The organism is Curtobacterium sp. BNK-1, from assembly GCF_048685235.1.
GTDB classification, from domain to species: domain Bacteria; phylum Pseudomonadota; class Gammaproteobacteria; order Enterobacterales; family Enterobacteriaceae; genus Pantoea; species Pantoea agglomerans.
The window spans coordinates 1,505,865-1,532,207 of record NZ_JBLQTJ010000001.1 but is presented as its reverse complement, the minus strand read 5'-3'; the positions used below and the strand labels follow the sequence as shown (position 1 = coordinate 1,532,207).

General features: G+C 56.6%; 25 protein-coding genes. 15 read left to right on the top strand and 10 right to left on the bottom strand.

Features of this window, described 5'->3' with window-relative positions; all coding sequences use genetic code 11:
• Positions 1 to 7: 7 nt before the first annotated feature.
• Positions 8 to 544, bottom strand: a complete 537-nt coding sequence (locus ACMGGP_RS07270) for a YniB family protein (RefSeq protein WP_010245694.1) — start codon at positions 542 to 544, stop codon at positions 8 to 10.
• A 146-nt stretch (positions 545 to 690) separates the two neighbouring features.
• Between ACMGGP_RS07270 and hxpB the strand changes: the two genes are divergently transcribed.
• From hxpB to ACMGGP_RS07240, 6 genes are all read left to right on the top strand, one after another.
• Positions 691 to 1,359, top strand: coding sequence for a hexitol phosphatase HxpB (hxpB, locus tag ACMGGP_RS07265; RefSeq protein ID WP_010670023.1), 669 nt, complete (start codon positions 691 to 693; stop codon positions 1,357 to 1,359).
• A 173-nt stretch (positions 1,360 to 1,532) separates the two neighbouring features.
• Positions 1,533 to 2,369 (top strand): 5-dehydro-4-deoxy-D-glucuronate isomerase, encoded by an 837-nt coding sequence (gene kduI / locus ACMGGP_RS07260; RefSeq protein WP_010670022.1) that lies wholly within the window; start codon positions 1,533 to 1,535, stop codon positions 2,367 to 2,369.
• A 16-nt stretch (positions 2,370 to 2,385) separates the two neighbouring features.
• Positions 2,386 to 3,147, top strand: coding sequence for a 2-dehydro-3-deoxy-D-gluconate 5-dehydrogenase KduD (kduD, locus tag ACMGGP_RS07255; RefSeq protein WP_010245706.1), 762 nt, complete (start codon positions 2,386 to 2,388; stop codon positions 3,145 to 3,147).
• Between the two features lie 140 nt (positions 3,148 to 3,287).
• A complete protein-coding gene (locus tag ACMGGP_RS07250) occupies positions 3,288 to 3,878 on the top strand; it encodes a metal-dependent hydrolase (protein WP_010245708.1) in 591 nt (196 codons plus the stop codon).
• Between the two features lie 151 nt (positions 3,879 to 4,029).
• Complete coding sequence (locus ACMGGP_RS07245; protein ID WP_010670021.1) at positions 4,030 to 5,421, top strand: L-cystine transporter; 1,392 nt, start codon at positions 4,030 to 4,032, stop codon at positions 5,419 to 5,421.
• A gap of 188 nt (positions 5,422 to 5,609) precedes the next feature.
• The gene (locus ACMGGP_RS07240) at positions 5,610 to 6,002 is read left to right on the top strand and encodes a DUF6515 family protein (protein ID WP_033757987.1); all 393 of its coding nucleotides are present in this window, start codon (positions 5,610 to 5,612) and stop codon (positions 6,000 to 6,002) included.
• A 66-nt stretch (positions 6,003 to 6,068) separates the two neighbouring features.
• Here the strand turns inward: ACMGGP_RS07240 and osmE are convergent, their stop codons facing one another.
• Positions 6,069 to 6,404: an osmotically-inducible lipoprotein OsmE gene (gene osmE / locus ACMGGP_RS07235; RefSeq protein WP_010245718.1), complete on the bottom strand. Its 336-nt coding sequence runs from the start codon at positions 6,402 to 6,404 to the stop codon at positions 6,069 to 6,071.
• 49 nt (positions 6,405 to 6,453) lie between these two features.
• Between osmE and ACMGGP_RS07230 the strand changes: the two genes are divergently transcribed.
• The 5 genes from ACMGGP_RS07230 (at position 6,454) to cho (ending at position 10,731) form a co-directional block, all read left to right on the top strand.
• Positions 6,454 to 6,660 carry a hypothetical protein gene (locus tag ACMGGP_RS07230; protein ID WP_301250268.1) on the top strand — a complete coding sequence of 69 codons (207 nt, stop codon included), beginning with the start codon at positions 6,454 to 6,456 and terminating at the stop codon, positions 6,658 to 6,660.
• Between the two features lie 46 nt (positions 6,661 to 6,706).
• Positions 6,707 to 7,909: a multidrug effflux MFS transporter gene (locus tag ACMGGP_RS07225; protein WP_022625759.1), complete on the top strand. Its 1,203-nt coding sequence runs from the start codon at positions 6,707 to 6,709 to the stop codon at positions 7,907 to 7,909.
• Positions 7,910 to 8,027: 118 nt separating this feature from the next.
• The gene (gene nadE / locus ACMGGP_RS07220; protein WP_064691254.1) at positions 8,028 to 8,852 is read left to right on the top strand and encodes an NAD(+) synthase; all 825 of its coding nucleotides are present in this window, start codon (positions 8,028 to 8,030) and stop codon (positions 8,850 to 8,852) included.
• A gap of 60 nt (positions 8,853 to 8,912) precedes the next feature.
• Entirely contained in the window at positions 8,913 to 9,803 is an 891-nt protein-coding gene (gene yddG, locus ACMGGP_RS07215; RefSeq protein ID WP_061704022.1) for an aromatic amino acid DMT transporter YddG, read from the top strand.
• 67 nt (positions 9,804 to 9,870) lie between these two features.
• Entirely contained in the window at positions 9,871 to 10,731 is an 861-nt protein-coding gene (gene cho, locus ACMGGP_RS07210; protein WP_010245728.1) for an excinuclease Cho, read from the top strand.
• Positions 10,732 to 10,804: 73 nt separating this feature from the next.
• Here the strand turns inward: cho and spy are convergent, their stop codons facing one another.
• The 6 genes from spy to ACMGGP_RS07180 all read right to left on the bottom strand — a co-directional run bounded on the left by spy (position 10,805) and on the right by ACMGGP_RS07180 (position 17,693).
• Positions 10,805 to 11,299, bottom strand: coding sequence for an ATP-independent periplasmic protein-refolding chaperone Spy (gene spy, locus ACMGGP_RS07205; protein WP_010245731.1), 495 nt, complete (start codon positions 11,297 to 11,299; stop codon positions 10,805 to 10,807).
• Between the two features lie 308 nt (positions 11,300 to 11,607).
• Positions 11,608 to 12,603 carry a succinylglutamate desuccinylase gene (gene astE, locus ACMGGP_RS07200; RefSeq protein ID WP_498798310.1) on the bottom strand — a complete coding sequence of 332 codons (996 nt, stop codon included), beginning with the start codon at positions 12,601 to 12,603 and terminating at the stop codon, positions 11,608 to 11,610.
• A gap of 50 nt (positions 12,604 to 12,653) precedes the next feature.
• Positions 12,654 to 13,982, bottom strand: a complete 1,329-nt coding sequence (astB, locus tag ACMGGP_RS07195) for an N-succinylarginine dihydrolase (RefSeq protein WP_187507636.1) — start codon at positions 13,980 to 13,982, stop codon at positions 12,654 to 12,656.
• Entirely contained in the window at positions 13,979 to 15,448 is a 1,470-nt protein-coding gene (gene astD / locus ACMGGP_RS07190) for a succinylglutamate-semialdehyde dehydrogenase (RefSeq protein ID WP_498798309.1), read from the bottom strand. The genes astB and astD overlap by 4 nt, the downstream gene beginning before the upstream one ends.
• Positions 15,445 to 16,476 (bottom strand): arginine N-succinyltransferase, encoded by a 1,032-nt coding sequence (gene astA, locus ACMGGP_RS07185; protein ID WP_033771605.1) that lies wholly within the window; start codon positions 16,474 to 16,476, stop codon positions 15,445 to 15,447. The genes astD and astA overlap by 4 nt, the downstream gene beginning before the upstream one ends.
• Complete coding sequence (locus ACMGGP_RS07180; protein WP_010245746.1) at positions 16,473 to 17,693, bottom strand: aspartate aminotransferase family protein; 1,221 nt, start codon at positions 17,691 to 17,693, stop codon at positions 16,473 to 16,475. The genes astA and ACMGGP_RS07180 overlap by 4 nt, the downstream gene beginning before the upstream one ends.
• Before the next feature lie 928 nt (positions 17,694 to 18,621).
• On the opposite strand from ACMGGP_RS07180, the gene ACMGGP_RS07175 reads away from it, so the two are divergent.
• Positions 18,622 to 19,695: a porin gene (locus ACMGGP_RS07175; RefSeq protein ID WP_010245750.1), complete on the top strand. Its 1,074-nt coding sequence runs from the start codon at positions 18,622 to 18,624 to the stop codon at positions 19,693 to 19,695.
• A 76-nt stretch (positions 19,696 to 19,771) separates the two neighbouring features.
• On the opposite strand, the gene ACMGGP_RS07170 is transcribed toward ACMGGP_RS07175, so the two are convergent.
• Positions 19,772 to 21,328, bottom strand: coding sequence for a putative bifunctional diguanylate cyclase/phosphodiesterase (locus ACMGGP_RS07170; protein ID WP_111533736.1), 1,557 nt, complete (start codon positions 21,326 to 21,328; stop codon positions 19,772 to 19,774).
• A gap of 552 nt (positions 21,329 to 21,880) precedes the next feature.
• Between ACMGGP_RS07170 and ACMGGP_RS07165 the strand changes: the two genes are divergently transcribed.
• From ACMGGP_RS07165 to ACMGGP_RS07155, 3 genes are all read left to right on the top strand, one after another.
• Positions 21,881 to 23,425: a methyl-accepting chemotaxis protein gene (locus ACMGGP_RS07165; RefSeq protein WP_033771601.1), complete on the top strand. Its 1,545-nt coding sequence runs from the start codon at positions 21,881 to 21,883 to the stop codon at positions 23,423 to 23,425.
• Between the two features lie 333 nt (positions 23,426 to 23,758).
• A complete protein-coding gene (locus ACMGGP_RS07160; protein ID WP_050442343.1) occupies positions 23,759 to 24,241 on the top strand; it encodes a MarR family transcriptional regulator in 483 nt (160 codons plus the stop codon).
• Positions 24,242 to 24,344: 103 nt separating this feature from the next.
• Positions 24,345 to 24,545, top strand: a complete 201-nt coding sequence (locus tag ACMGGP_RS07155) for a hypothetical protein (protein ID WP_194709459.1) — start codon at positions 24,345 to 24,347, stop codon at positions 24,543 to 24,545.
• 277 nt (positions 24,546 to 24,822) lie between these two features.
• Here ACMGGP_RS07155 and ACMGGP_RS07150 read toward each other — a convergent pair whose 3' ends face one another.
• A complete protein-coding gene (locus ACMGGP_RS07150) occupies positions 24,823 to 26,256 on the bottom strand; it encodes a YchO/YchP family invasin (protein ID WP_171820329.1) in 1,434 nt (477 codons plus the stop codon).
• Positions 26,257 to 26,343 lie beyond the last annotated feature (87 nt).

Below are 26,343 nucleotides of genomic sequence, written 5' to 3'. Positions count from 1 at the left end.
CTCGCGGTCAGATAAAGCCCAGCAGCGACAGCGCAAAATAACCGGCTATCGCAATCACCACCGGCAGGACATAGAGCGGGAAGATCTGCAGGAAGATGGTGTGCCGAGGTACGCGCACCTTCTCTTCCAGTTGCTGACGGCTACGCCCTTCACTGCCTTTTGCCTGCTCCAGAATCATCTGATCCTCAATGCCTTCTTTGACGTGACGCGCCTGACGTCCCATCCGCGCGCCTGACGACTCCAGCGCCAGCCCGACAAAAATCAGAATGTAGATCAGCCAGAAACCCAGGTTCATCTGACCGTTAAATTCCGGTACCGGCGAGTTATGCCAGAAGACATTCAGGAATGGCGTGTTAAAGCGCAGCATATCGACGATGACGTGGACGAAATCGAGCATGACGGCATCAATGCCTGGCTGCTTTTCGCTGTGCTTAAACATAAAGCTCAATACAGAAATAATGGTCGACAGCAGCGCCACTAAAAAGAGCACCCAGCCTGCCACTCGCTTGAGGATGGCGATACGGCCAGCCTGTTGATAGGTCATAATATCTCCTGAACCCGGAATCCAATTTGCCGTCAGTTTACCTGCCAACGGTGAAATTTCCCAAATAAAGCGTGGCCTGTCGGGCAGAGCGTGCGCCAGCAAAGAATGATGGTAAGGTAAAGCTGACTTTAAAAGGAGACCCCCTGATGCCTTATCACCGCCCTGTCCTTGCCGCCCTGTTTGATATGGATGGCTTACTGATCGATTCTGAGCCTCTGTGGGATCAGGCTGAGCTGGATATCTTTTCAACGCTGGATGTTGACCTGTCACGTCGCAGTGAAATGCCCGATACCCTGGGTCTGCGCATCGATCAGACTGTACGGATGTGGTACGAAACGCTGCCCTGGCATGGCCCCTCTCAGCAGGAGGTCACTGAGCGGATTATTACGCGCGCCATGACGCTGGTGGATCAGACGCGGCCACTGCTGCCGGGCGTGGAAACGGCGCTGCAACTGTGCCGGGAACAGGGGCTGAAAATCGGCCTTGCCTCAGCATCACCGCTAAAGATGCTGGAACAGGTGCTGGAGATCTTCAATCTGCGCCCTTATTTCGACGTACTGGCTTCAGCAGAAGCGCTGCCCTACAGCAAGCCCCATCCGCAGGTCTATCTCAACGCCGCCGCCAGCCTTGCGATCGATCCGCTCAACTGCGTCACGCTGGAAGATTCGTTTAACGGCATGATCGCCACCAAAGCAGCGCGAATGCGATCGATTGTGGTGCCCGCCGCTGAACACCGTGACGATCCCCGCTGGACGCTGGCGGATGTCCGGCTGGACAATCTGACCCAGCTTAGCCTGCAGCATCTGCAGGGATAATATCAGCCCGCTTATGGCGGGCTTTTTATTGCCTGTTGCACCTGTCACTTGATCTGACCCGCAAAAAATAAAACAACGTTTCATTTTTATTGAATTCCCATCCCGCTCTGCCTAAGATGCCAAAAGCGTCCCCGTTTGGGGCATGAATAACCTGACCTGCAGAGAGGCCTGAGATGGACGTTCGTCAAAGCATTCACAGCGATCACGCTAAGCAACTCGACACTGAAGCACTGCGCCGCGAGTTCCTGATTGAGAAGATATTTACTGCCGATGATTACACCCTGACCTACAGCCATATCGACCGCATCATTATTGGCGGCGTCATGCCGGTGAATAATCCGGTCACTATCGGTGATGAGATGGGAAAACAGCTGGGCGTCGCTTATTTTCTTGAACGCCGCGAGCTGGGCATGATCAATATTGGCGGCCCGGGTCTGGTAGAAGTTGACGGTAAAGCGTGGGAAATCGGTCACGAAGAGGCACTTTACATAGGCAAAGGTGCGCGCAACCTGCAGTTCCGCAGCCTGAACCCTGCGCAGCCGGCCAAATTCTATTACAACAGTGCGCCAGCACACAGCACCTTCCCGGACAAGAAAATCACGCTGCAGGAAGCCGCCACCGCGACGCTGGGTGATGCCGCGACATCCAATCGCCGCACCATTAACAAATTTATCGTGCCGGATGTGTTGCCCACCTGTCAGCTCACCATGGGCTTAACCAAACTGGATGAAGGCAGCCTGTGGAACACCATGCCCTGCCACACCCACGAACGCCGCATGGAAGTCTATTTCTACTTCGATATGAGCGAAGAGTGCGCCGTCTTCCACATGATGGGGCAACCGCAGCAAACCCGCCATCTGCTGGTACACAACGAGCAGGCGGTGATCTCACCCAGCTGGTCAATTCACGCCGGTGTCGGCACCCAGCGTTACACCTTTATCTGGGGCATGGTGGGTGAGAATCAGGTCTTTGATGACATGGACCACGTCAAAATCAGTGAACTGCGCTGAGCAGAGGAGAAATACCATGGTACTGAGTACGTTTAACCTGGAAGGTAAAGTCGCGCTGGTGACCGGCTGTAATACCGGTTTAGGGCAAGGTATGGCGCTGGGTCTGGCCCAGGCGGGTTGTGATATCGTCGGCGTTAACCGTGATGGCCCGGATGATACCCAAAGTAAAGTGGAGGCGCTGGGTCGCCGGTTCTGGCCGGTACAGGCCGATCTGATGCAGACCAGCGTGGTGGCCTCAGTGGTTGAACAGGCGCTGGCCGCTGCCGGTAAAATTGACATTCTGGTCAACAATGCCGGCATTATCCGCCGTGAGGACGCACTGAATTTCAGTGAGCAGGACTGGGATGACGTGATGAATCTTAACAGCAAGAGCCTGTTTTTCCTGTCGCAGCAGGTTGCCCGTCAGTTTATCGCGCAGGGTAATGGCGGCAAGATCATCAATATCGCCTCCATGCTCTCCTTCCAGGGCGGTATCCGGGTGCCCTCTTATACGGCGTCGAAAAGTGCCGTGATGGGACTGACCCGTCTGATGGCGAACGAGTGGGCAAAACATGGCATTAACGTCAATGCCATCGCTCCCGGTTACATGGCCACCAACAATACGGAACAGCTTCGTAATGATGAGTCGCGTAGTGAAGAGATTCTGGGCCGTATTCCGGCAGGCCGCTGGGGCGTGCCGGATGACATGATGGGCCCGGTAGTCTTCCTGGCCTCTTCCGCGTCTGACTACGTGAATGGCTACACCCTGGCGGTGGATGGCGGCTGGCTGGCGCGTTAATCTTACTGGCGGACAGTGTTTCATCGCTGTCCGCCTTGTTAATAATATTCATGCTTCGTTACAGCGTCACATGTTCTCATTTACTGGATAAATCCCTATACTGGATGCATCGACAGTTTTCTTTGCAACCAGGTTCTATCATGACGGGCGAAGGCCACATCATTTTTGCCATTGCCAGCGCTATCTTTGCGAAGCGTGCTGAGCTGACACCGGTGCTGGCGCAGGCCGACTGGTGGCATCTTGTCCCCTCAGCGCTGCTGACATGTCTGTTGCCCGATATCGATCACCCTAAATCTCTGCTGGGACAGCGACTACGCTGGCTCTCTCATCCTATTGCGCGCGCGTTCGGCCATCGCGGCTTTACCCACAGTTTGCTGGCGATAGCCGCCGGTTTGTGGCTTTTTCAGATAAACCTGCCCCAGTCGTCGCCGATACCGCCTGATGTCCTGCAGGGTCTGACGCTGGGCTACCTTAGCCATATTGTGGCCGATATGCTGACGCCTGCCGGGGTTCCGCTGCTGTGGCCCTGCCGCTGGCGTTTCCGGCTGCCGATTCTGCGCAGTCAGAAAGGCAACCAGCTTGAACGGGCATTGTGCCTGGGACTGGTGGGATATGCGCTCTGGTTTCCGGTGGGCATGCCATCTTTTGGTGCAAACGGCTGGCCGTCACAGCTGTTCGATACGCTACAAAATGGCGTAGGACGGTTGATTTCCAGTCATACTGCGCAATAAATCAGCACAAAACGCCTTTAAGTTATAAACCATGCCATTTGGATATAAGGCACCCTCTTCGCCTGCTGTTACCATTCCTGCTGTCTTAATTCGTGATTAACATTATGCGGCCTTTCCAGAGCGAAAGGCCGCATTACTCTGGAGTTTCAGTATGGACCTTCCTCTTACGCTTAATATCGTAGCCTTTGTGGTGCTGCTGGTATTGCTCTCTCGCTTCAGCCGTCAGAACTGGAGCCTGTCGAAAAAAGTGCTGACCGGTCTGGTAATCGGCGTACTGTTCGGCCTGGTTTTGCAGTTGATCTACGGCGAAAACAGCGCAGTGGTCAAAGAGTCTATCAGCTGGTTTAACATCGTCGGTAATGGCTATGTCCAGTTGCTGCAGATGGTCGTAATGCCGCTGGTGTTCGTTTCCATTCTGAGTGCGGTTGCCCGTCTGCATAACGCCTCGTCGCTGGGAAAAATCAGCGTACTGACGATTGGCGTACTGCTGTTTACCACCGCGATCTCGGCGCTGGTCGGCGTCTTCGTGACCGGCCTGTTTGGCCTGAGCGCTGAAGGTCTGGTTCAGGGCGTGCAGGAGACTGCGCGTCTCAGTGCGATCCAGAGCAACTATGTCGGCAAAGTGGCTGACCTGACCGTGCCGCAACTGGTGCTCTCCTTTATCCCGAAAAACCCGTTTGCCGATCTGACCGGAGCCAGTCCGACCTCGATTATCAGCGTCGTTATCTTCGCCGCCTTCCTGGGTGTAGCTGCACTGCAGTTGCTGAAAGATGATGAAGTTAAAGGTCAGCGCGTGCTGGTCGCGATCGATACGCTGCAGTCCTGGGTCATGAAGCTGGTGCGTTTAGTGATGAAGCTGACACCTTATGGTGTGCTGGCGCTGATGACCAAAGTGGTTGCCGGTTCTAACCTGCAGGACATCATCAAGCTGGGCAGCTTTGTGGTTGCCTCTTACCTCGGTCTGGCCATCATGTTTGGTGTCCACGCCCTGCTGCTGTCGGTAAATGGTATCAACCCGATGCGCTTCTTCCGTAAAGTGTGGCCGGTTATTACCTTCGCCTTTACCAGCCGCTCCAGCGCAGCCAGCATTCCGCTGAGCGTGGAAACCCAGACCCGTCGTCTTGGCGTGCCTGAGTCAATTGCCAGCTTTGCGGCCTCTTTTGGTGCCACTATCGGCCAGAACGGCTGTGCCGGTCTCTATCCAACTATGCTGGCAGTGATGGTTGCGCCAACCGTCGGGATCAACCCGTTTGACCCACTGTGGATTGCGACGCTGGTCGGGATCGTGACGCTGAGCTCAGCAGGCGTTGCCGGTGTCGGCGGTGGTGCAACCTTCGCGGCACTGATTGTCCTGCCTGCGATGGGCCTGCCGGTCACCCTGGTGGCGCTGCTGATCTCCATTGAGCCGCTGATCGATATGGGTCGTACAGCCCTGAACGTCAACGGTTCCATGACCGCCGGTTCTCTCACCAGTCGCTGGTTAGGTCTGACCGATAAGCGCGTCCTGGAAAGCGACGACAACGCCGAACTGGCACACCGCTAATCTGCTCTGAACCTGGCGCGCCCGCGCCAGGTTATTCCCGCCCTTCTTCTCCATAATCTCCCCCATTAATGGCAACGCCGTTAAGAAAGCGTTAAGCATGGTAAACAGGCGAAAAATCGCCGCTTTATTGCTTGTCTTTGCCGGGTAAAAAGCGAATTCTGCATCCAGTCTTATGAGGAGAACACCTGATGAAAAAGATAATCGCCTCGCTTCTGACGCTGACGCTTTTGACACCCGCTCTGGCTTTCGCTCATCCTGGCGACTGGGGCCCGCCGGGTGGATGGGATCGCCATGGCGGCCACGGGCCACACTGGGGCGGACCCGGGCCGGTGCGCTTTTTGCCTGAAGCCGCAACCGCGGTGCTGATAGGCGGACTGACCTACTATCTGCTCAATGGCAATTATTATCAGCGTCACGGCGATGAGTATGTGGTGGCAGAGCCGCCTGCAGAGTCGCGGGTCAGCAGTGAAATGCGGGTACTAGACTTTAACGGCAAACGCTTCTATGTGCAGGCTGGCCACTTCTACCAGCGGCAGATAGATGGCGATTATGTTGAGGTGCCGCGCCCGGCAGGTTTGTAGTCAGTGCCACAACGAAAAACGGCCCGTCATGATGACGGGCCGTTTACTATTCAGGGGTGCTAAGAGTTACTGCTGAACCTGCGGGTCGGTGTCATATTCCGCACAGCTCTGGAAGCCGTAGTTCATGACACGGCCGGTGTCGTTATAGCTCACGAAGTAAGTCTGAGCTTTACCGTCGCGCTGACCCAGTACATAAGTCTGGCAGGTGCCGCGCGCGTGAACCATGGTGATTTCAGTAGAAGGCGTACCGGCGATCTGACGAACCTGATCACGGGTCATACCCTTTTTAACATCCTTTACCACTGGCTTAGTCACGTAGCTTTCCGCACGATCGTAAGTCGTACAACCAGACAGTGCAGCCAGCGTCAGCGCCGCAGCGATACATCCCATCACTTTATTCATCTTGTTGTTCCTCATTTATTGTCCATGTGGAAACAAGCCTGGAACATAAATGCTGATTTATCAAGTTTATGACGAACAATTAGTGGCCTTCCAAATGTCAGGATTTCGTAAAGAAGGCTGTTTTGCTGTCAACGCAGACGTATACTGCCCGGCAAAACAGGTACCCGATAGCGCCCCGTTTTCAGAGACCACACCGTCATCCGCGCAGTCGCAGATCGGCGTAAATGTCACGTTACCGGACGCTGTTATTCACTGACTTACCCGCTTTCTGTTTACCCCATCGCTGACAATCCCGAGGATAAATGACCCCTGTACACTCCAATCGCCTGGTTTATGCCATTACGCTGGGCCTGCTGGCCGCACTGGGCCCGCTCTGCATCGACCTCTATCTGCCTGCACTGCCACAAATGGCCCAGGACCTGCACACTGAAACCGCTACCGCGCAGCTGAGTCTGACCGCTGGCCTGTTAGGTCTCGGCTTTGGCCAGCTGCTCTTTGGCCCGATGAGCGATAAGTTCGGCCGCCTGCGCCCGCTGACCCTGTCACTGGTGTTGCTATTTATCGCCTCGATGGGCTGTGCGCTGGCGCAGGATATTAACCAGCTGCTGCTGGCGCGGCTGTTCGAAGGATTAGCGGGTGCGGGCGGCGCGGTGCTGTCACGGGCGATTGCACGCGATATGTACAGCGGCCACGAGCTGACGCGGTTCTTCGCTCTGCTGATGCTGGTCAACGGTCTGGCACCGATCGGCGCACCGGTATTAGGCGGCGTGCTGATGACGATTTTAAACTGGCGCGGCATCTTCATGGTGCTGGGCGGCATTGCCATTTTGCTGATCCTGCTGGCCCGCTGGAAGCTGCATGAAACCCTGCCTGAGGCACGCCGCAGTAAAGGATCAATATTCTCCGCCTACGCAGCATTGGGTCAGGTGATTACCCATCGCCCCTTCATGGGCTTCTGCCTGACCCAGGGGTTTATGATGTCCGGCATGTTCGCCTACATCGGTGCCTCGCCGTTCGTGCTGCAGCAACTCTATGGTCTTTCGCCTCAGGCCTTTAGCTTCTGCTTTGCGGCCAACGGGTTTGGCCTGGTGATTGCTTCACAGACCAGCGCCCGCCTCTGTCCATTGTGGGGCGAATATCGGGTGCTGAAAGGCGGACTGACGCTGGCCTTTGTCGCCTCCAGCCTGCTGCTGCTGGCCGCGCTGCTGCATGCTCCCTTAGCGCTGCTGCTGGTGGCACTGTTCTTTACCATTGCCAGCAACGGCGTTATCGCTACCACCGCCTCGTCCCTGGCGATGCAGAGTCAGGGCCATCGCGCTGGTAGCGCCTCCGCGGTGATTGGCGTCACGATGTTTACGCTGGGTGCGATTACCGTGCCGATTACCGGCATCGGTGGTACCTCGGTGCTGAGCATGTGCGCCACCATTTTTGGCTGCTTTATGACGGCGATTCTGATGTTTAGCGTGCTGGCGAAAAAACCGCTGCCGCAGGTAAAAACTCACTGATTTCGCAACGTTTCATGGTAATGAGTTACCGCTTTGGCTTGTTGTTTTCGCAAAGGCACGTTAGCTTTAATAAAACGTTCGCATCGAGCCGACAGGCCACTGACCTGAGGAGAAGTTCATGTCACTGCAGCAGGAAATTATTGAAGCCCTGGGTGTGAAGCCCACTATCGACGCCGACCAGGAAGTGCGCGTCAGCATCGATTTTCTTAAAGCCTACCTGAAACGCCACAGCGGCCTGAAAACGCTGGTGCTGGGGATCAGCGGCGGTCAGGATTCAACCCTGGCGGGCGCGCTGGCACAGCGGGCGATCACCGAACTGCGTCAGGAGAGCGGTGATAACGACTACACCTTTATTGCCGTGCGTCTGCCCTATGGTGTGCAGGCGGATGAGCAGGATTGTCAGGACGCGCTGGCCTTTATCAAACCCGACCGTTCGCTGGTGGTAAACATCAAAGAGTCGGTGCTGGCCAGTGAGCGCGCGCTGAAAGAGGCGGGTATTACGCTTTCCGATTTTGTCCGCGGCAATGAAAAAGCCCGTGAGCGGATGAAAGCGCAATACAGCATCGCCGGCATGACCAAAGGCGTGGTGGTCGGCACCGATCACGCGGCTGAAGCCGTGACCGGTTTCTTCACCAAGTATGGCGATGGCGGCACGGACATCAATCCCCTGTTCCGCCTGAACAAGCGTCAGGGCAAGCAGTTGCTGAAACACCTTGGCTGCCCGGAGCATCTCTATCTGAAGAAACCGACTGCCGATCTGGAAGATGATCGTCCAGGCCTGCAGGATGAAGTGGCGCTGGGCGTCACCTATGAGATGATTGATGACTACCTGGAAGGCAAAAGCATCAATCCTGAGAGCGCCCGTATCATCGAAGGCTGGTATCAGAAAACCGAGCACAAACGTCGTCCGCCGATCACGGTATTCGACGACTTCTGGAAGTAATCCTGCCCCTCCCTTGCCGCGGCAAGGGAGGCTTCTCTCACTGACTTTGTTGATCGCTGCATGCCTGCCACCGTTTCGCGCGCGACCCTCATCGGGCTTGTCGCCATTCTGCTCTGGAGTACGACCGTTGGCCTGCTGCGCAGCGTCAGTGAAGCCTTTGGCGCCACCGGTGGTGCGGCGCTGATCTACACCACCACGGCGTGTCTCCTTTGCCTGACCCGGGGCCTGCCCAGACCCGGCGCGATGCCAGCCATCTACCTGTGGTTGGGCGGCGTACTCTTTGTCGGCTATGAAATCTGTCTGGCACTGGCCATCGGGCTGGCCAGCGATCGCAGCCAGTCGCTGGAGCTGGGGATGATTAACTATCTCTGGCCCTGTCTGACCATCGTGCTGGCGATCCCATTTAATCAGCAGCGTTTCCGTGTCTGGCTGTGGCCAGGACTGCTGCTGTCGCTGCTGGGGATCGTCTGGGTAATGAAAGGCAGCGGCAGCGGATCGCCGGCGCTGTTGTGGCAGAATATGCTGCGCAACCCGGTCGCCTATGCACTGGCCTTTATCGCCGCCCTGACCTGGGCGCTCTACAATAATCTCACCCGCCGCTTTGCCCGTGGTTCCAATGGCGTCACGCTGTTTTTTATCCTGACTGCACTGGCGCTGTGGCTGAAATATGCCTTCAGCGATCACACTGTGCCGATGGCCTTTACGCTGGTGCCGCTGCTGGAGGTGCTGTTTGTCGGGCTCTCCACCGCCATCGCCTATTCCGCCTGGAATCACGGGATTCAGCAGGGCAATCTGACGCTGCTGGCCACCGCCTCCTACTTTACGCCGGTGCTGTCGGCCCTGATGGGATCGCTGTGGCTCGGCCTGACGCCGCCGCTGGCCTTCTGGCAGGGCGTGGCGATGATCACGCTCGGCTCGCTGATCTGCTGGCGGGCAACACGGTCTTTGTAACCAGACGGCTGGCGATCATTTCACCTGCCTGTTATGCTGTATGGACAACCAGTAAATGGAGTCCATCTTGGTCAGACGTTCTGCCATACTTCGCCCCGAACCCGATGCGAATGCAATTTATCAATATCCCGAACACCTGCGTGAATGGCTGGAAGGCCTGCCAAATCATCCTGGCGTCTATACCTTTCATGGCGAAAGTGAGTCGCTGCCGCTCTATATCGGTAAAAGTGTGAATCTGCGTTCGCGGGTGATGTCCCATTTCCGCACCCCGGATGAGGCGAAAATGCTGCGCCAGTCGCGGCGTGTAAGCTGGATCCCTACCGCGGGCGACCTCGGCGCGCTGCTGCTGGAAGCGCAGATGATCAAAACCCAGCAGCCGCTGTTCAATAAGCGACTGCGCAAAAACCGGCAGCTCTGTTCATTGCAGATTACCGACGGCAAACCGAATGTGGTCTATGCAAAAGACCTCGATTTCAGCCAGTCCCCCAACCTGTTTGGGCTCTATCGCAGTCGCTTCGCCGCGCTGGAACGGCTCAAGCAGCTCGCGGATGAGTATCAGCTCTGTCATGGCCTGCTGGGTCTGGAAGCGCTGAGTGCGGGGCGAGGCTGCTTCCGCTCGGCACTGCGCCGTTGCGCCGGGGCCTGCTGTGGAAAAGAGCCGGTCAGCGATCATCAGGATCGACTGCTGGAGGCGCTGGAAAACGTGCGGGTGTTCTGCTGGCCATGGCAGGGTGCCGTGGGGCTGGTGGAGGAAGGCAAAGAGATGACGCAGATCCACGTTATCGACCACTGGTTCTATCTCGGTTCGGTCAGCAGCATGGATGAGGCCAGAAAACTGCAGCGGCCCAAAGGCGGTTTTGATCATGACGGCTACAAAATCCTCTGCCGCCCGATTCTGTCAGGTGCCTACCCTATTCTGCCGCTATAAAAAAACCGCCGACGCTGCCCACTCACCTTCAGTGGACAGCGCCGGCGGTCTCAGACCGTTCGCTTAACGAGTGTTATTCAGCCGGTTCTGCTGGCGGTGCCATTTTGCCCTCGTGCGGGCCTTTCTCAGTCAGACGCTTTTCAAAGTTAGCGTTGTACTGTTTCTTCTGCTCCGGCGTCAGCACGTTATAGAGCTTGTTCTGGGTTTCCAGCATCTTCAGCGCATGCTCTTTGGCATTGGCGGACATCTTCTCTGCCTGTGCTTCTGCTTTGCTCTGGTCGAAGCTGTCAGAGGCAATAATGCTGTGGGCCGCACGACGCTCGTCCAGTGACGGGCGTTTCATATCTTTGTGGCTCTCTTTCATGATGTCGCGCATCTGAGTTTTCTGCGCGTCGGTCAGGTTCAGACCTTTAAACATCATCTCCATGCCGTGGCGCATTGGCGGCTTGTGCATCGCTTTTTCGCTGCCTGCTGGCGGTGGAGTCAGGTTGTCAGCGGCTGCATGGACGGCGCTGGCTGCACCAAACGCCAGCGAGGAAGCCAGTAAAAGGGAAGTCAGTTTGCGCATAATAGTGTCCTTATAATTCATGATAATGACGACAGCACTCTGTCGCGTCTTCGGAAACAAGCATACGACGCTGAACGTCAACTACTCAGAGCCTGAGTAAAGCCGTGAAAGCATAAAAGATAAAAATCGGGCAATCATGAAGAGAATAAGAAGAAAGGCGTGAGGAATTGAAAATGTTTATGAATTTAAAGCGAATTTGGCAGAAATCATGGAGGAGTGTAAGGGTTACGACAGGAAAGCGGAAGCCGATCTTCCACTTTTCCTGTCGGTTTTTTAGCGCCGAGGGTCTGCGCTGTTAACAACCGCTATCAGACCGGCAGCGCCTGAGTCTGTTCGCTCTCTTCAATCAGCATCAGTCCGGCACGCAGCCCGGCGGCCACGTTAGGGTTAGGGAACAGCACATACTCCCGCGCCTGCTGCACGTAATAGCGGGTGCTACCATCTTCCGCCAGCAACGTCCCCTGTGGAAACGCGGTAAAGTTCAGCGTTTCCGGCGACATATGCAGCGTAAAGTGCTCACTCAGTCGGGTGATCTGCTGCGCGACCCGATAGTGACGCGGTTTAACCGCCGCCGCAGGCAGCACTTCGCCATAGAGTAAAGACGCCAGCGCCTGTTGTGCCGCACTGAAATGACTGAGGTCGTTTTCGCCAAACGGCAGCGCTTTGCCCAGCTCCAGGGTACAGCTGGCCGCACCGAAGTGCTCGCAGCTGAAGTGGGTAAAGGTGCCGCCCGGCGAGCGATGGAACACCAGCGCTTCCAGCCCGGCAGCGGCCAGCCAGTCAAGAAACGTGGGCGGCCAGGGGCGTTCATTATGCGGCATTACGCCGAACTGAGGATGATAAGAGCCACGAATAGCCGTGTGCATGTCGAGATGCCAGCGCGTTTCATCGCACTCGCCCAGCTGCCAGAAGGTCTCCAGCGTCTGCTCCAGCCGCAGCACGCGGCGGGCCTCATCACCATCATCAATCTGCTGCCAGCGTCCGCCAAACAGCCGGTTAATGTCATAACGCACATAGCGCTTACCGGCGCGTAGCGCTGAGGGATTACCCAGAATCACCAGCATGCGCTGCTGTAACGGCTTTTCGCCCCGCAGCAGCGGATTAACCAGCTGGTTCACCATTTCTACCGGGGCCGTTTCATTGCCGTGGATCCCGGCAGAGAGCACCAGCGCCTGTTTAACCGGCACCGTCGGCTCCATCAACAGTATGCCGTGATACAACCATTGCCAGCGAAGATGCGCCGTTTCACCACTACGCTTACGCGGCACCTCGCCGGAGAGCGTTTGCTGTAAAAAGTCCTGCATCGTTCCTCCTTTTCGCCCTGAGCAGGCGGCAGACTGTGCTGCCCCCTCCTTCACTGCTGAAATGCATATACATTTCCTAAGTCTAGCAGCTTCGTCAGTTCATCCAGCGCGTCGCGTCCCTCACGCAGCAATTCTGGGTCGACCAGATCGGCCTGGGTCAGGCGATCGCGGTAATGACGGTCAACCCAGTTATTCAGCGTGCTGAAGAGCCGATCGTTCATCAGCACCGCCGGATTCACTGCCTGCTGCTCCTGTGGTGTCAGCACCACCCGCAAACGCAGGCAGGCTGGACCACCCCCGTTATACATGCTTTCGCGCAGATCAAACACCTTCAGGGCTTTGAGTGGCGTGTCAGCCTCAACCTGTTCACACAAGTAGCGCCAGACACCCGGATGCTGACGTGACTCCTCCGGCAGCACCAGCATCATGGTGCCGTCGGGACGGCTCAGCAACTGACTGTTAAACAGATAGGTCTCTACCGCATCTTTCACTGACACCCGATTTTCCGGCACTTCCAGCGCAACAAAACCGGGGACGCGCGACCGAAGCTGCGCCAGCAGTTCAGGCTGATTAACAAAGGCGTGCTGGTGACAGAAGAGCATCTGCTGGTTACTTACCGCAATCACATCGTTATGGAACACGCCCTGATCGATCACCGCAGGATTCTGCTGCGCATACAGCACGCTTTCCGGTGAGAGCTGATGCAGACGGGCGACAGCCTCGCTGGCTTCCCGGGTCTGACGTGCCGGATAGCGCTGCGGGGCTTTGCCCTCATGGCTGCTGTCGCGGCCATAGACAAACAGCTGCACGCCGCGCTCACCATAGGCGCCGCCCAGTCGGTTATGGTTCGCCGCCCCTTCATCGCCAAACATCGCCACCTGCGGCAAAGCATCATGCACCGCAAAATGGCGATCGTCGCGGAAGATGGAACGCAGCAGCCAGGCCGTTTCCGGCGCTTCTATCGCACGGTGGAATTTGTTGTTAAGGTTCGCCACCGTCAGGTGAACCCGGCCATCAAGGCTGTCCGCTGACGGCGAGACCGTGGCAGCATTGGCGACCCACATCGCCGAGGCTGAACTGACGGCGGAGAGTAATCCCGGCGCAGTTTTCCCGGCCGCAGCCAGCACCTGCTCATCGCTGCCACCAAAGCCGAGCTGGCGCAGCGCCGCAATATTGGGCCGCTCATGCGGCGGGATCACCCCCTGCACGTAGCCCATATCGGCCAGCGCTTTCATCTTGAGCAACCCCTGCTTTGCCGCCAGACGGGGATTCGACGGCTGCAGCTGATTGCGGGTCGAGGCTTCGTTACCAAACGATAGCCCGGCATAGTGGTGTGTTAACCCCACCAGCCCATCAAAGTTGGCCTCGGTTGCCTTCATGACGTCGTCTCCTGGGTGGAGAAATCGAGGCCCGGCGACAGCGTGGCGGGCAGCGTCAGGTCAGGCGTCTCCAGCGAGGCCATTGGCCAGGCGCAGTAATCCGCCGCATACCAGGCGCTGGCGCGATGGTTGCCCGAGGCACCAATGCCGCCAAACGGTGCGGTACTGGCTGCGCCGGTCAGCGGTTTGTTCCAGTTGACGATACCGGCACGCGCTTCAAGCAGCAACTGATCAAACTGCTGGCGTGAAGGCGAGATCAATCCGCACGACAGGCCATAACGGGTCTGGTTCGCCAGCGCTATCGCCTCTTCAAATGTCTCATAGCGGACTATGCCTAACAGCGGACCAAAGACCTCTTCATCCGGAATGCCCTGCACGCCGGTTAAATCGATAATACCTGGCGTCAGGATGGCAGTGTGGCGATCCGGCCAGCGCATTTCCAGCAGCACCTCGCCGCCCGCCTCAACCCGCCGTTGCCACTCACCCATAATCTTCTCTGCTGCGCCGGTGGAGATCACGCTGCCCATAAACGGCTGCGGTTCAGCATTCCAGGCGGCGGGTTGCAGTCGCCCCGCCACCTCCACCAGTCGCCGCAGAAACGCATCCCCTGCATCGCCGCGTCTGACCAGCAGACGCCGCGCGCAGGTGCAGCGCTGACCGGCGGTTATAAAGGCTGACTGCAACGTGATGTTGACAGCCGCATCAGTGTCCGCCGGATCTTCAACAATCAGGGCATTGTTACCGCCCATCTCCAGCGCCAGCATCTTTTCAGGCTGACCGGCAAACTGGCGATGCAGCTGATAGCCGGTATGGGCGCTGCCGGTAAACAGCAGGCCATCAATCTGCTGACAGTTGGCCAGCGCCTGACCAGTCTCACGTCCGCCCTGTAACAGTGCCAGCACACCGGCAGGCAGGCCCGCAGCCAGCCAGAGCTCAACGGTTTTTTCGGCGGTCAGCGGCGTCAGTTCGCTGGGTTTAAATACCACACAGTTGCCCGCCAGCAGCGCCGGAACGATATGGCCATTTGGCAGATGTCCCGGGAAGTTATAGGGACCAAACACCGCCAGTACCCCATGCGGGCGGTGGCGCAGGGAGCTTTCGCCTTCACGCTGTTCACCGGTGCGGCTATGGTATGCCTTCACCGAAAAGCCGATTTTGTTGATCATCGCGCCCACTTCGGTCAGCGCTTCCCAGCGCGGCTTGCCGGTTTCACGGGCGATGGTTTCCGCCAGCGCCGTTTTATGCGCCTCAAGCCCGGCGGCAAATTTCTCGACGATCGCCTGCCGTTCCGCCAGCGGGCGTCTGGCCCAGGCTGGAAATGCGTCGCGCGCCGCCTCACAGGCTGCGGTGACCTGAGCGGCTGATGCCGCGTGGCCCTGCCATAACGTCTCGCCGCTGACCGGATCCGCTTTCGTCAGAATCTCAGCGTCACCGTTCAGCCATTGTCCATTTATCAGATGTGTCATGCTGTTTTCTCCTCTTTGCAGAGCGTCACCACACGCAGGCTGTCGCCCGGCTGGCAATGGAGCGCCCGCATCTGTTCATCCGTGAGTTGCACGCTGTCGCTGTCAGCCTTTGCCGGAATCAGCGCCACACGGAACTGGCGATAATCGCTATTGGCAACCAGACAGAGCGGGCCATCAGCCGGGTTTTCGCCCCGTTCTGCGCTGCGCAGACGGCTTTTACGCACCGCACGGATATGATCGATATCGCACTCCAGGGTCGGGCCGCCATCAAAAATGTCGACATAATTGAGGTAGCGGAAGCCCTCTGCTTCAAGCACCGCCCGCGCAGGCGCGGTTTGCGGATGGACCTGTCCAATCACCGCCTGCGCTTCCGGTGTCAGGTAGTCGATGTAGAGCGGATGTTTCGGCATCAGTTCAGCGATAAACGATTTCTGTCCGGTGCCACTAAGGAAATCCGCTTTGCTGAATTCCATAGAGAAGAAGCGACTGCCGACGCTCTCCCAGAACGGCGAATGGCCCTGCTCATCGCTAACGCCACGCATCTCGGCCACCACCCGGTTGGTGAAACGTTCACGGAAACTGGCCATAAACAGGAAGCGTGACTTCGACAGCAGATAGCCGTTTTTGCCATCACGGTAATCGGGATCGAGAAACAGCGTGCAGAGCTCACTGCTGCCGGTATGGTCGTTACTCAGCGACAGGGTGGGCAGCGCGGCATAAACATTCAGCTCTTTTGAGGCGTGCACCTGGGTACCGACGCGAAAGTTGTACCAGGGATCCTGCAGACCCACCGCCACCTCAATAGCGCAGATACCGACGGCGCGGTTATCTTCGCTGTCGGCCAGCACAAAGACATAGCCCTGTTCGGCACGTGGCAGAGAATCCTCCCAGGTCTGCAGCGATCGATCGATACGCGCCTGAAGCGTCGCGCTATCAACCGGCAACGAGGTCAGCCCGCCACCGGTTTTGCCCGCCAGCGCCATCAGCTGGCTTAAGTCATCGCGTTCAACCGGACGGATTACCATCATGATGTTGACCCTCGCACCAGGCTTTCACACACTTCGGCAAAGCGGGCCATGCCCAGCTTCACTTCCTGCTCACTGATATTCAGCGCCGGGGCAAAACGCACCACATTGGCACCCGCAATCAGCACCATGACGCCCATTTCCGCGGCGGCAAGGTTGATCGCTTTGGCTTTACCGGCAAAATCGTCGCTGAGCACCGCGCCAATCAGCAGGCCAAGACCGCGCACTTCTTTGAACAGGTGCAAACGCTGGTTGATCTCATCCAGTGCCGCCACAATCCACTGGTGACGTTCTGTTACACCCGCCATCAGTTCAGGCTGGTTGATCAGCTCCATGACTTTACCTGCCACTGCGCCCGCCAGCGGATTGCCGCCATAGGTGGTGCCGTGGGTGCCAACGCCCATCACCAGCGCCAGATCTTCGCGCGTCAGCATCGCACCAATCGGGAAGCCGCCGCCCAGCGCTTTGGCGCTGGTGAGCACATCCGGCGTGACGCCATAATGCATGTAGGCATAAAGCGAACCGGTACGGCCAACGCCGCTCTGCACTTCATCAAAAATCAGCAGAGCCTGATGCTTATCACAGAGCTCACGCAATCCACGCAGGAACGCCGGATCGGCAGGCAGCACGCCGCCTTCACCCTGAATGGGTTCAACAATGACTGCGCAGGTATGGTCATTAATCAGTTCAGCCGCCGCAGCCAGATCGTTAAACGGGGCATGCTGGATCTCTGGCGGCAGCGGCGCAAAATCTTTTGAGTAAGCGGGCTGACCCCCGGCTGTTACCGTAAACAGGGTGCGGCCATGAAATGCATTCTTAAACGCCACGATGCCACTTTTATGCGGACCGACACGATCATGTGCCACCTTGCGCGCCAGTTTCAGCGCCGCTTCGTTCGCCTCCGCCCCGGAGTTACAGAAGAACACCCGGTCAGCGAAGGTGGCATCGATCAACTGCTTCGCCAGTCGCAGGATCGGTTCGTTGGTATAGCCATTACCGGTGTGCCATAAACGTGCGGCCTGTTCCTGCAGCGCCTGTTGTAATGCCGGATGCGCATGCCCTAACGCATTGACGGCGATGCCACCGGCGAAGTCGATATAATCTTTGCCGTTTTGATCCCAGACGGTGGAGCCTTCCGCGCGAACCGGTATAAAAGTCGCAGGCGCATAAACCGGCATCATCCATTGATCGAAATCGTGACGTGAAACGTGCAGTGCCATAACCCACTCTCCTGCTTTACTTTACCGGCCGGGTAAAGCTTATGTTTTAAAATTGTTAAAAGATGTTGTAGTGCAGCCCTACTGTAGAGTGCAGTTAACGTGCCAGCCAGAGAATTAATGCATAAAATGGTCTTCACGACGTAATATCAATGAGTTAGATGCTGACAATATTCACTTAATTTGCATATATAGTGAATAGCTGTCTGATTGCAGCGCCAGAACCGGGTTTTAAACAGCAGAATTATGCATTCACGGGATGAAATATCGCTTTTGTGATCGCTGATAAATTATCTCTCCAGAAAAGCCCCTTCACTGCCCTGTTTTAGCGCAGTTTGCCTCGCGCTGGTGCAGCGATTACGCGGGAACTCGCCCGGAAATGTCAGAACACCCTGGCTTTATTTAACAAAAGTTTTTCATTTCCCCCTGCAGACACATTAATCTGCGTATCTTTATCAGGCTATTTTATAAACAGGATGATCAATATTTAATCAGCAACTCTGACTATTATTCCGGAGGTGATTATCGGGCCAGAAAGAATATTCTATAAAGATGAACAAATATTAATACGCAGACTAATGGTTAGGATAAAAGCCTTATAAGGCTATTCTTAGCGGATAATCACCCATAATTAAATCAGGGGTTATATTGATTTAAAAATGTACAAAAAATGCCCATTTAAGACCACTACATACAAACATAACCCATTGATAAATAAAGATATAAAATCAGATAACTCATAATTACTTATTAGAAGAAAATCTTATTACTTTACAATTTAATCTTCTGTTCCTCGCTGTTATCCATCAGCTGAATATAGACATCACATTTTGTTACTTTTATTGCACTTTGTAGTTTTACCTTTTTGTGTCATTTTCTTTTCACCCCATATCAGGGGAATAATAATTAATGAATACAGGGTAATAATTAAATGATGAAGCGCACTTTACTGGCGGCTGTCATGCCGTTACTGATCGGTCTCTCCTCCGCGCAGGCCGCAGAAGTTTATAACAAGGATGGCAATAAGCTGGATCTGGTCGGCAAGATTAACGTGTCACACCTCTTTTCTGACGATAACAACAACGATGGTGATACCTCCTCTTATGCCCGCTTTGGCTTTAAAGGCGAGACAAAGATTACTGACCAGCTTACCGGCTACGGTTTCTGGCAGTATCAGTACAGTCTGCATAACTCCGAGGGCAGTGATGCCCAGGCCACCAATCGTACCCGTCTGGGCTATGCTGGCCTGAAGTTTGGCGAGGCGGGTTCGCTGGATTACGGACGTAACTACGGCCTGGTCTATGACGTGCTGAGTTATACCGATATGCTGCCGTTCTTTGGCGGCGACTCCGGTTATACCGACGCCTTTCTCTCTGGCCGCTCAACCGGTGTGCTGACCTGGCGTAACAGCAATTTCTTTGGTCTGGTTGACGGCTTAAACCTTGCCGCGCAGTATCAGGGCAAAAACGATCGCAGCAGTAACATTGACGGCGTGCGTCGTTCCAACGGCGACGGCTTCGCCCTCTCCGCTTCCTATGACTTCGATTTCGGCCTGAGTTTTGCCGGCGCGTTTGCCAGCCTGGATCGCACCACGGCGCAGAACGCTGCCGCACGCGGAGAAGGCGAAAAAGCCCAGCACTGGGCGACCTCGGTGAAATATGATGCGAACCAGGTCTATCTGGCTGCCATGTACGGTGAAACTCTGAACGCCACGCCAATTACTGGCGGTTTCGCTAACAAAGCGCAGAACTTTGAAGCCGTGGCGCAGTATCAGTTCCTGAACGGCTTCCGTCCGTCCGTGGGTTACGTCTCATCCAAAGGCAAGGAAATTGAGAATATCGGCGATGCCGACATCATTAAATACACCGCCGTGGGTGCCACTTACTACTTCAACAAGAACATGTCGGTCTATGGTGAATACCGCATCAACCTGTTGAAAGATAACAATCCGCTTCGCCTGCCGACCGACGACATCACAGCCCTGGGTCTGATTTACCAGTTCTGATGTGACAGCGGGCCCGGCTCTGACCGCCGGGCCCGTTTATTGTTTTAATCCCGGCCACAGAGAGTGTTGCGCGCTTTCAGCCCAGCGACCTGACTAAGCTAACGGCCATCGCCTCTTCCTGCATCAATTCCTCCACGTTAGCGGACGCCAGCAACGTGGTGGCCTGCCCGGCAGGAACCGGACGGCTGAAGAGATAGCCCTGACCGTAATCACAGCCGCGCTTTCTCAGCCACCTCAGCGTGGCGACATCCTCAATGCCCTCTGCAGTAATGATCACATTAAGCCCCTGACAGAGTGCCAGCAGCGTTTCCACCACTTTTCGCTGCTCAGATCCGGTCACGATTCCGGCGATAAACGTCTGGTCAATTTTGATTTTGGTAATACCCAGCCCCAGCAAAACCGACAGGTTGGAGTAGCCGGTGCCAAAATCATCCAGCACCACTCCGATACCGGCCTCTTTCAGCAGACGGATCGCCTGGCGGGCATCGTCAGAAATGGCCATGACATTCTGTTCGGTGATTTCAAGTTCCAGCATTACCGGCCCGGCATGCTGCATAATGCTGGACAAACAGCTGGTCAGCGACGGTCTCAGCAACTGCTCCGGGGTAATGTTCAGCGACAGGCAGAGCCCGGCTGGCCATGCCCGGGTTGCACTGACAGCATCCTGCAGCAGCGCCACGGTCATGCTGTCCATCAACCCCAGCCGCTCCACCACTGGCAGAAACTCTGCAGGTGAAACCGTCTGACCGGACGCAGTGATCCAGCGCGCCAGTATCTCAAAGCCGGTAATGTTACCGGTGCGCAGTGAAACCAGCGGCTGCAGAAAGGGAACGATGGCGTGACCGCTTACAGCGGCAACAACCTCCTGCTCCAGCCTTTCCCGCTGGCGAAAGCGCAGCTCCATGTCCGGGGAGAATCGTGCCAGACAGGCGCACTTATCCTGCTTCGCCTCGTACAGCGCCAGATCCGCCGCCCGCACGACATCGGCCTGACCCGTGCAGGATGAGCTGGCGATGCCTGCTGAAAGGCTCAGGAAGGTGTGCGGACCGGTCCGGATGGATGCCGCATGCTGGCAGAAGCTTTCGGCGGCGGCCAGCGCCTGATCTGCCTGTGAAGCCTGGGCAACAATGGCAAATTCATCCCCGCCGATGCGAAACACCTGACTCCCGGTACCCGCCGAGGTGGTCAACAGATTGGCCAGCGCGACCAGCGTGGCGTCGCCCTGACGATGACCGTTCAGATCATTGATATTCTTAAAGTCATTGATGTCGAGCAGCGTCAGTGTGTAAGACGTCCCGTCGGCATCAAGCGCAGCAATGTGTGCAGTGAACGATCGGCGGTTCATGACCCCCGTCAGCGCATCAGTTCCGGCCAGCCTGAGGGCATTTTTTTCCGCACGCAGCGTGTTGCGGATCAGACCCGCAATAAGCAGCGCCGGAATAATCATTGCCAGTCCGGCAAACGAGGTGGAGGTCAGGATAAACCGCAGCCGCTCGCTGGTTTCAAAATCGGGATCATAGCTCAGGCCCAGCAGGCTGGAGATCCACGCCTCGAGCCCGAATTCCCACAGCGTCGAGAGTAAAATGATGGTCGCAATATTCAGCATTGCGAGCCAGAAAAGTTTCAGGCGCATGCGTTAGTTCCCGGTGATGGAAAGTGTCAGAGTTTTGTTTTAATTTTCAGTAAAAAACCGGGGCGTACTTCTCATACAATGCCTGCTAAGCTGCCGACAATTATCACCCCTCCGCTATTTTTACTCATCGCATTTGCACGTTCTCACCCGCCTTACGGCAGTGAGGCAGACGTTTTGCGAAGCCCGATGCGTGTCGGTTACGTCATCAATGTCGAATAGTGTTCTATCGGCAGCAGCGGCCAGATTAACAGGCCCGTCCGGTTAAATTTGTGCATTCCGGTGTTTTTAACCGGTTACGCTGCTGGCGTATCGCGCCGCTGAACAGCGCGAAAAGGCGCACACTCGCCAGACGATAAAAAGCGATTTATCAGGATATTGGCCGGGTTTTCGTTATCAATTCCGTTACGATTTTTGTGGCATAACGAGGTGGGTATACGTGCAGTTTTTAATTTCGTTAAATTAAATAGCGAACAATTTAGTTAAACGTAACTCTCCAGAAGTTCTCTCGCCTGCCGATACCGGTTTACCCAATGAACTCTTTCGGAACGAGAGATGAAAATTTCAACGCGCCTTAGCGCAGGTTTTGGCTTGCTTATTCTGCTGTTTATTATCTGTACCGGCACCGCGATTCACGCCCTGGATAGCGCTCGCGATGGTATGGACGAGGTGGTTAATGTCCGTTTGAAAAAGTACCAGACGGTGCTGGATATGCGCGGTGGCGTGCGGGATATGGCAATCGCGGTGCGTAACCTTGCTCTGCTGACCGATCCCGTTGCCATGAAGCCAGAATGGGAACGTCTGCAAAAACAGCGCGCGCTCTACATCAGCAACCGCGAAGTACTCTCAGGCATGATGCAGACCGACCCCGGACAGGCAGGACGGGAGGCGATGAGCAGAATCGAGTCCACTGAAGAAGCCGCTCTCTCCACGCTGATGACCGCCGGGAAACTGGGGATGGAAAATCGTCAGCAGGAGGTCACCGACTATCTGTTAAAGGTGGCGCGTCCGGCTCAGCAGAGCCTGCTGAAGGCGATAAACGATCTGACCGAGCTTGAGATGCGCAGCAGCCGGGATGCGGTAGTGGATAACGGCATCGCTATCGCCCGCACCACCTGGATACTGATCATCCTGGCGGTGCTCTCCGTGCTGGCTGCCGTCGTCACCTGCGCGTTTATTGTGCGGATACTGATGCGCCAGCTGGGCGGCGAACCGGTGCAGGCTCAGACGCTGGCTGCTGCGATTGCCGCCGGTGATCTCACCTCGCCGGTCACGCTGCGCCGTGGCGACAGCACCAGCCTGCTTGCCTCGCTCAGCGGCATGCAGACCAACCTGCGTGAACTGGTTACGCAGATCAAAGGGGCATCCGCCTCGGTGGCGCTGGCGGCCGATGAGATTTCGCAGGGCAATACCGAGCTTTCATCCCGTACCGAGCAGCAGGCTGCTGCGCTGCAGGAAACGGCCGCCAGCATGGAGCAACTCACCGCCACGGTAAAAAGCAACGCCGCGGGCGCGCAGCAGACTGCCGGTTCAGCGCGCGAGGCCGCCACCCTGGCCCAGGCGGGCGAAGCAGATGTCCAGCGCCTGTCCGAAACCATGCATGACATTTCACTGAGTGCCGTTCGGGTGCGCGATATTACCTCGGTGATTGAAGGCATCGCTTTCCAGACCAATATTCTGGCGCTCAACGCCGCCGTCGAAGCCGCGCGCGCCGGTGAAGAGGGCCGCGGATTTGCCGTGGTCGCGGGTGAAGTCCGCTCGCTGGCCCAGCGCAGCGCCACCGCAGCACGCGACATTAAGCAGCTGATTGAGCAGGCCGTGACGCAGGTCGAGGATGGCGTGACCGTAGCGGCCGGAACGGGTGAGCGCATCCTGAAGATTGTCAGCCGCGTCGGTGAACTCGCCGATGCTATGGACAACCTCTCCCTCTCCTCCGGTGAACAGATGCAGGGCATCTCCCAGGTCAGTATTGCGGTGAGTCAGATGGATGGCGTCACGCAGAATAACGCCGCGCTGGTGGAAGAGTCCTCTTCTGCATCGCAGTCACTGCTGGCCCAGGCGCGCGACCTGCGCGGTATGGTAGAGACCTTCACCGTATAAGCCGTATCGGCGGGCGGCTTCAGCCTGGGTTAAATGCTGAAATTGTCCTGCCGATCTTAGCTGCGTTGCACCCGGCGCACGTTGTGCGCAAGGGTTGCGACCGGTTATGTTGACTTCAATTTAATTTGACTCAATACTGTGCCGACTTTCAATCGGCGGCGCAGCTAAAGGCTTTTTCTCCCGCTGCGATAGCGCTTAAAAGTCTGGTGTCTTACACCAGAAAGAGATGCTGCCGAAATCAACATCTCCCCGAGATACTATTCGCGAGACTTCACGGCTGACCAATAGCCTGGGGTCTGGCTGTCCCACCCCGGACTCAGAATGAGTAAAGATATGAATGACGAACCCGCGGGGATCTCCGATACGCCTCCCGCCAGTGCAGCGCCTGAAACCATCGACCAGTTTCTCTGCTTTGCGCTCTATTCCGCCTCACTTGCCATGACAAAGCTCTATCAGTCGCGGTTAAAACCGCTGGGTCTGACCTATCCGCAATATCTGGTGCTGCTGGTGCTGTGGGAGAAAGATCGCCTGACCGTCTCTGATATTGGTGCACGCGTCCGGCTTGATTCCGGCACGCTCAGCCAGCTTCTGAAGCGGCTTGAAAGCGCGGGCATTATCTGCCGCCAGCGTGACACGGGAAATGATGAGCGCCGGGTGCTGATCTCCCTGACAGAACAGGGCCACCAGCTTAAAGTCGCGGCGGCTGGCGTCCCGGCTGATATGATCTCGGTGATGGATACCGCCTGTAGTGAACTCGGTGAGCTGACAACCCAGGTGGCAACGCTGCGTGAAAAGCTGCTTAAGGCCCTGCCATGATGCTGGCTTATAAAAAAACCTGTGACCAGGCTGATAAAGCTGAATCGCCTGAGTGTTGCCTCTTCAGGTGCTATTCAACAGAACGGTTGCGCTGGAGTTTCAATTGAGTACCGATAAACCGGCAGATATGGCTGACGTCCATGCCGTTGTAGGGCAGGCCGTGTCGAGCCTGCTGAAGTCAGGCAAGACGGCAGGCTTACAGGACATAATTGCATTCCTGCAGCATCAGCAGGCACGGTCGGTAAACGGTCAGCGAGAAGTCTACGCCAGAGCGGTGCGTATTGTGATGAGCATGGTTAACTGATAACCGGGCCGCTGTGCTAAATGGCGGCGCTGCCCGCGCCTTCTTAATATCAATACCCTGCCCGCAGCGCAGCGTCGTTCCTGCTTTCACCCAGTGGTTCCCGCTCTCATTTCAGGATCAATCGTGATGTCACTCTGCCGCACCCGCGCCTTCGTCAACCCGACAACTTATCTCTGCCAGTAACCGCTGTCGGGCCTGCAGACGTTAACAACAGCGTCTGCACACCACCGCCGCTATTCACTCCCCCCAATCCTTTCTGTGCAGTAAAGCATCCCAACTAAAGTGTGGTGCCGCCGGGTGCCATCAAATCATAACGATCGTTCTGCGGGGCCTCGTCCACGGTCATCGGTGGCTGAATTTTCAGGGTGATCCAGTTAGAGGTCACACGCTGCTGCTTGCTGTCCTCCAGCGTTACCGACAGGCGATATTCGTTGCTGGCGTCTGGCGACGGATCCCACTGCGGTAAGATCACACTCCAGCCCTGCGGATCGGCGTTATTGGCCGGAGGTGTCAGGCTCAGCGCCTGCGTATCGCCCTGCCAGCTTACCGCCTTGATAGCATTGCTGGCGCGCACCTGCAGCTTCAGCGGCAGACTCTCGCCACTGCTTAACTGCCAGGGCGGTGTGGCCAGAAACACGGACAGCGTTTTGCGCTGACGGAAAGCGAGCACCGGCGTATCACTGCGGGTGACGGTATCGTAACGGCTGCCGCGCAGGGAGTGCGCCTCCGCAACGTTTCCGGCATCGAGCTGACGTCGCAGCGCCACGCCAAAGCGATAGTTGAGTTTCAGCCCCAGCTGATCCTGACTCTCACCGGCGCTGCTGGTTTTATGGGTAGCGGACAGCGTCACCAGCGGCACGGGAGTGTAAGAGAGGCCAAACGACATGGCGGAGGGATTGTGATAGCGGTTGCCGCTGTTAAACAGATCGACATTCTCACCCAGATATTGCTGATAGCTCACCGAAACGCCCAGCTGACGATAAAAGGGCAGATAGCTCTGGCTGGTAATATCGTAGCCGCGCGCCATGCGCTGCTGCTGCGAATCGCCCAGATTTTTCCAGCCGGAAAGCGGCTGATAGTAGTTGGCCGAGAAGCGCATTGAATCGCTCCACGCTTCCGTACCCACAGAGGCGCGCTGCAGGCCGCTGCTGAACACGCGGTCAACAAAGCCGTTGTAACCCAGCAGCCAGTCACCGGCATCCCAGCGTTGCCCCAGTCCTGCATTGCCAACCAGGCCATCGCCGGTATCGTGCAGACCAAGCTGGCTGAAGGTGAGCCGGCTGTTTTCGTCGGCCAGTGCGCTGAAGAGATCGCCGCCGGTGCCGGTAAAGTTTCCGTTCATGTCGACTTTCAGATCCAGCTGCGCGGTGCCGTAAGGGGAAAGCAGTGACTGCCCTTCGCTCTCAACCCGATCGGCCACTTCATCGCGCAGATGATTGAACGCCCAGACGCCCGCCTGCTGACCAAACGTGACATTGCTGTCGCTGTTGTTACTCGCTTCACCGATACTTTTGGCCACGGCCGCCAGCTTTTTGCTCCACTCTTCATCCTGATCGCTGGCACCGCCGAGCGTCGGCAGCGACTGACTGTAGCGCGCAGGATTGTCGAATGGCGTCTCTGACACCGCTGTTTCAGTCTGGAAGGCGCGGGCGCTCTGCGTGGCAGTCAGCGACAGCGCAATCAAAGAGAGAACCCCTGTTTTCCGTATCATGTCACCCGGCACATTGATTAGTTCGTAGCTGCAATTAAAGAAAAATCATCAGCTATTACCTTAACATATTGTGACGGCGATGCAGGA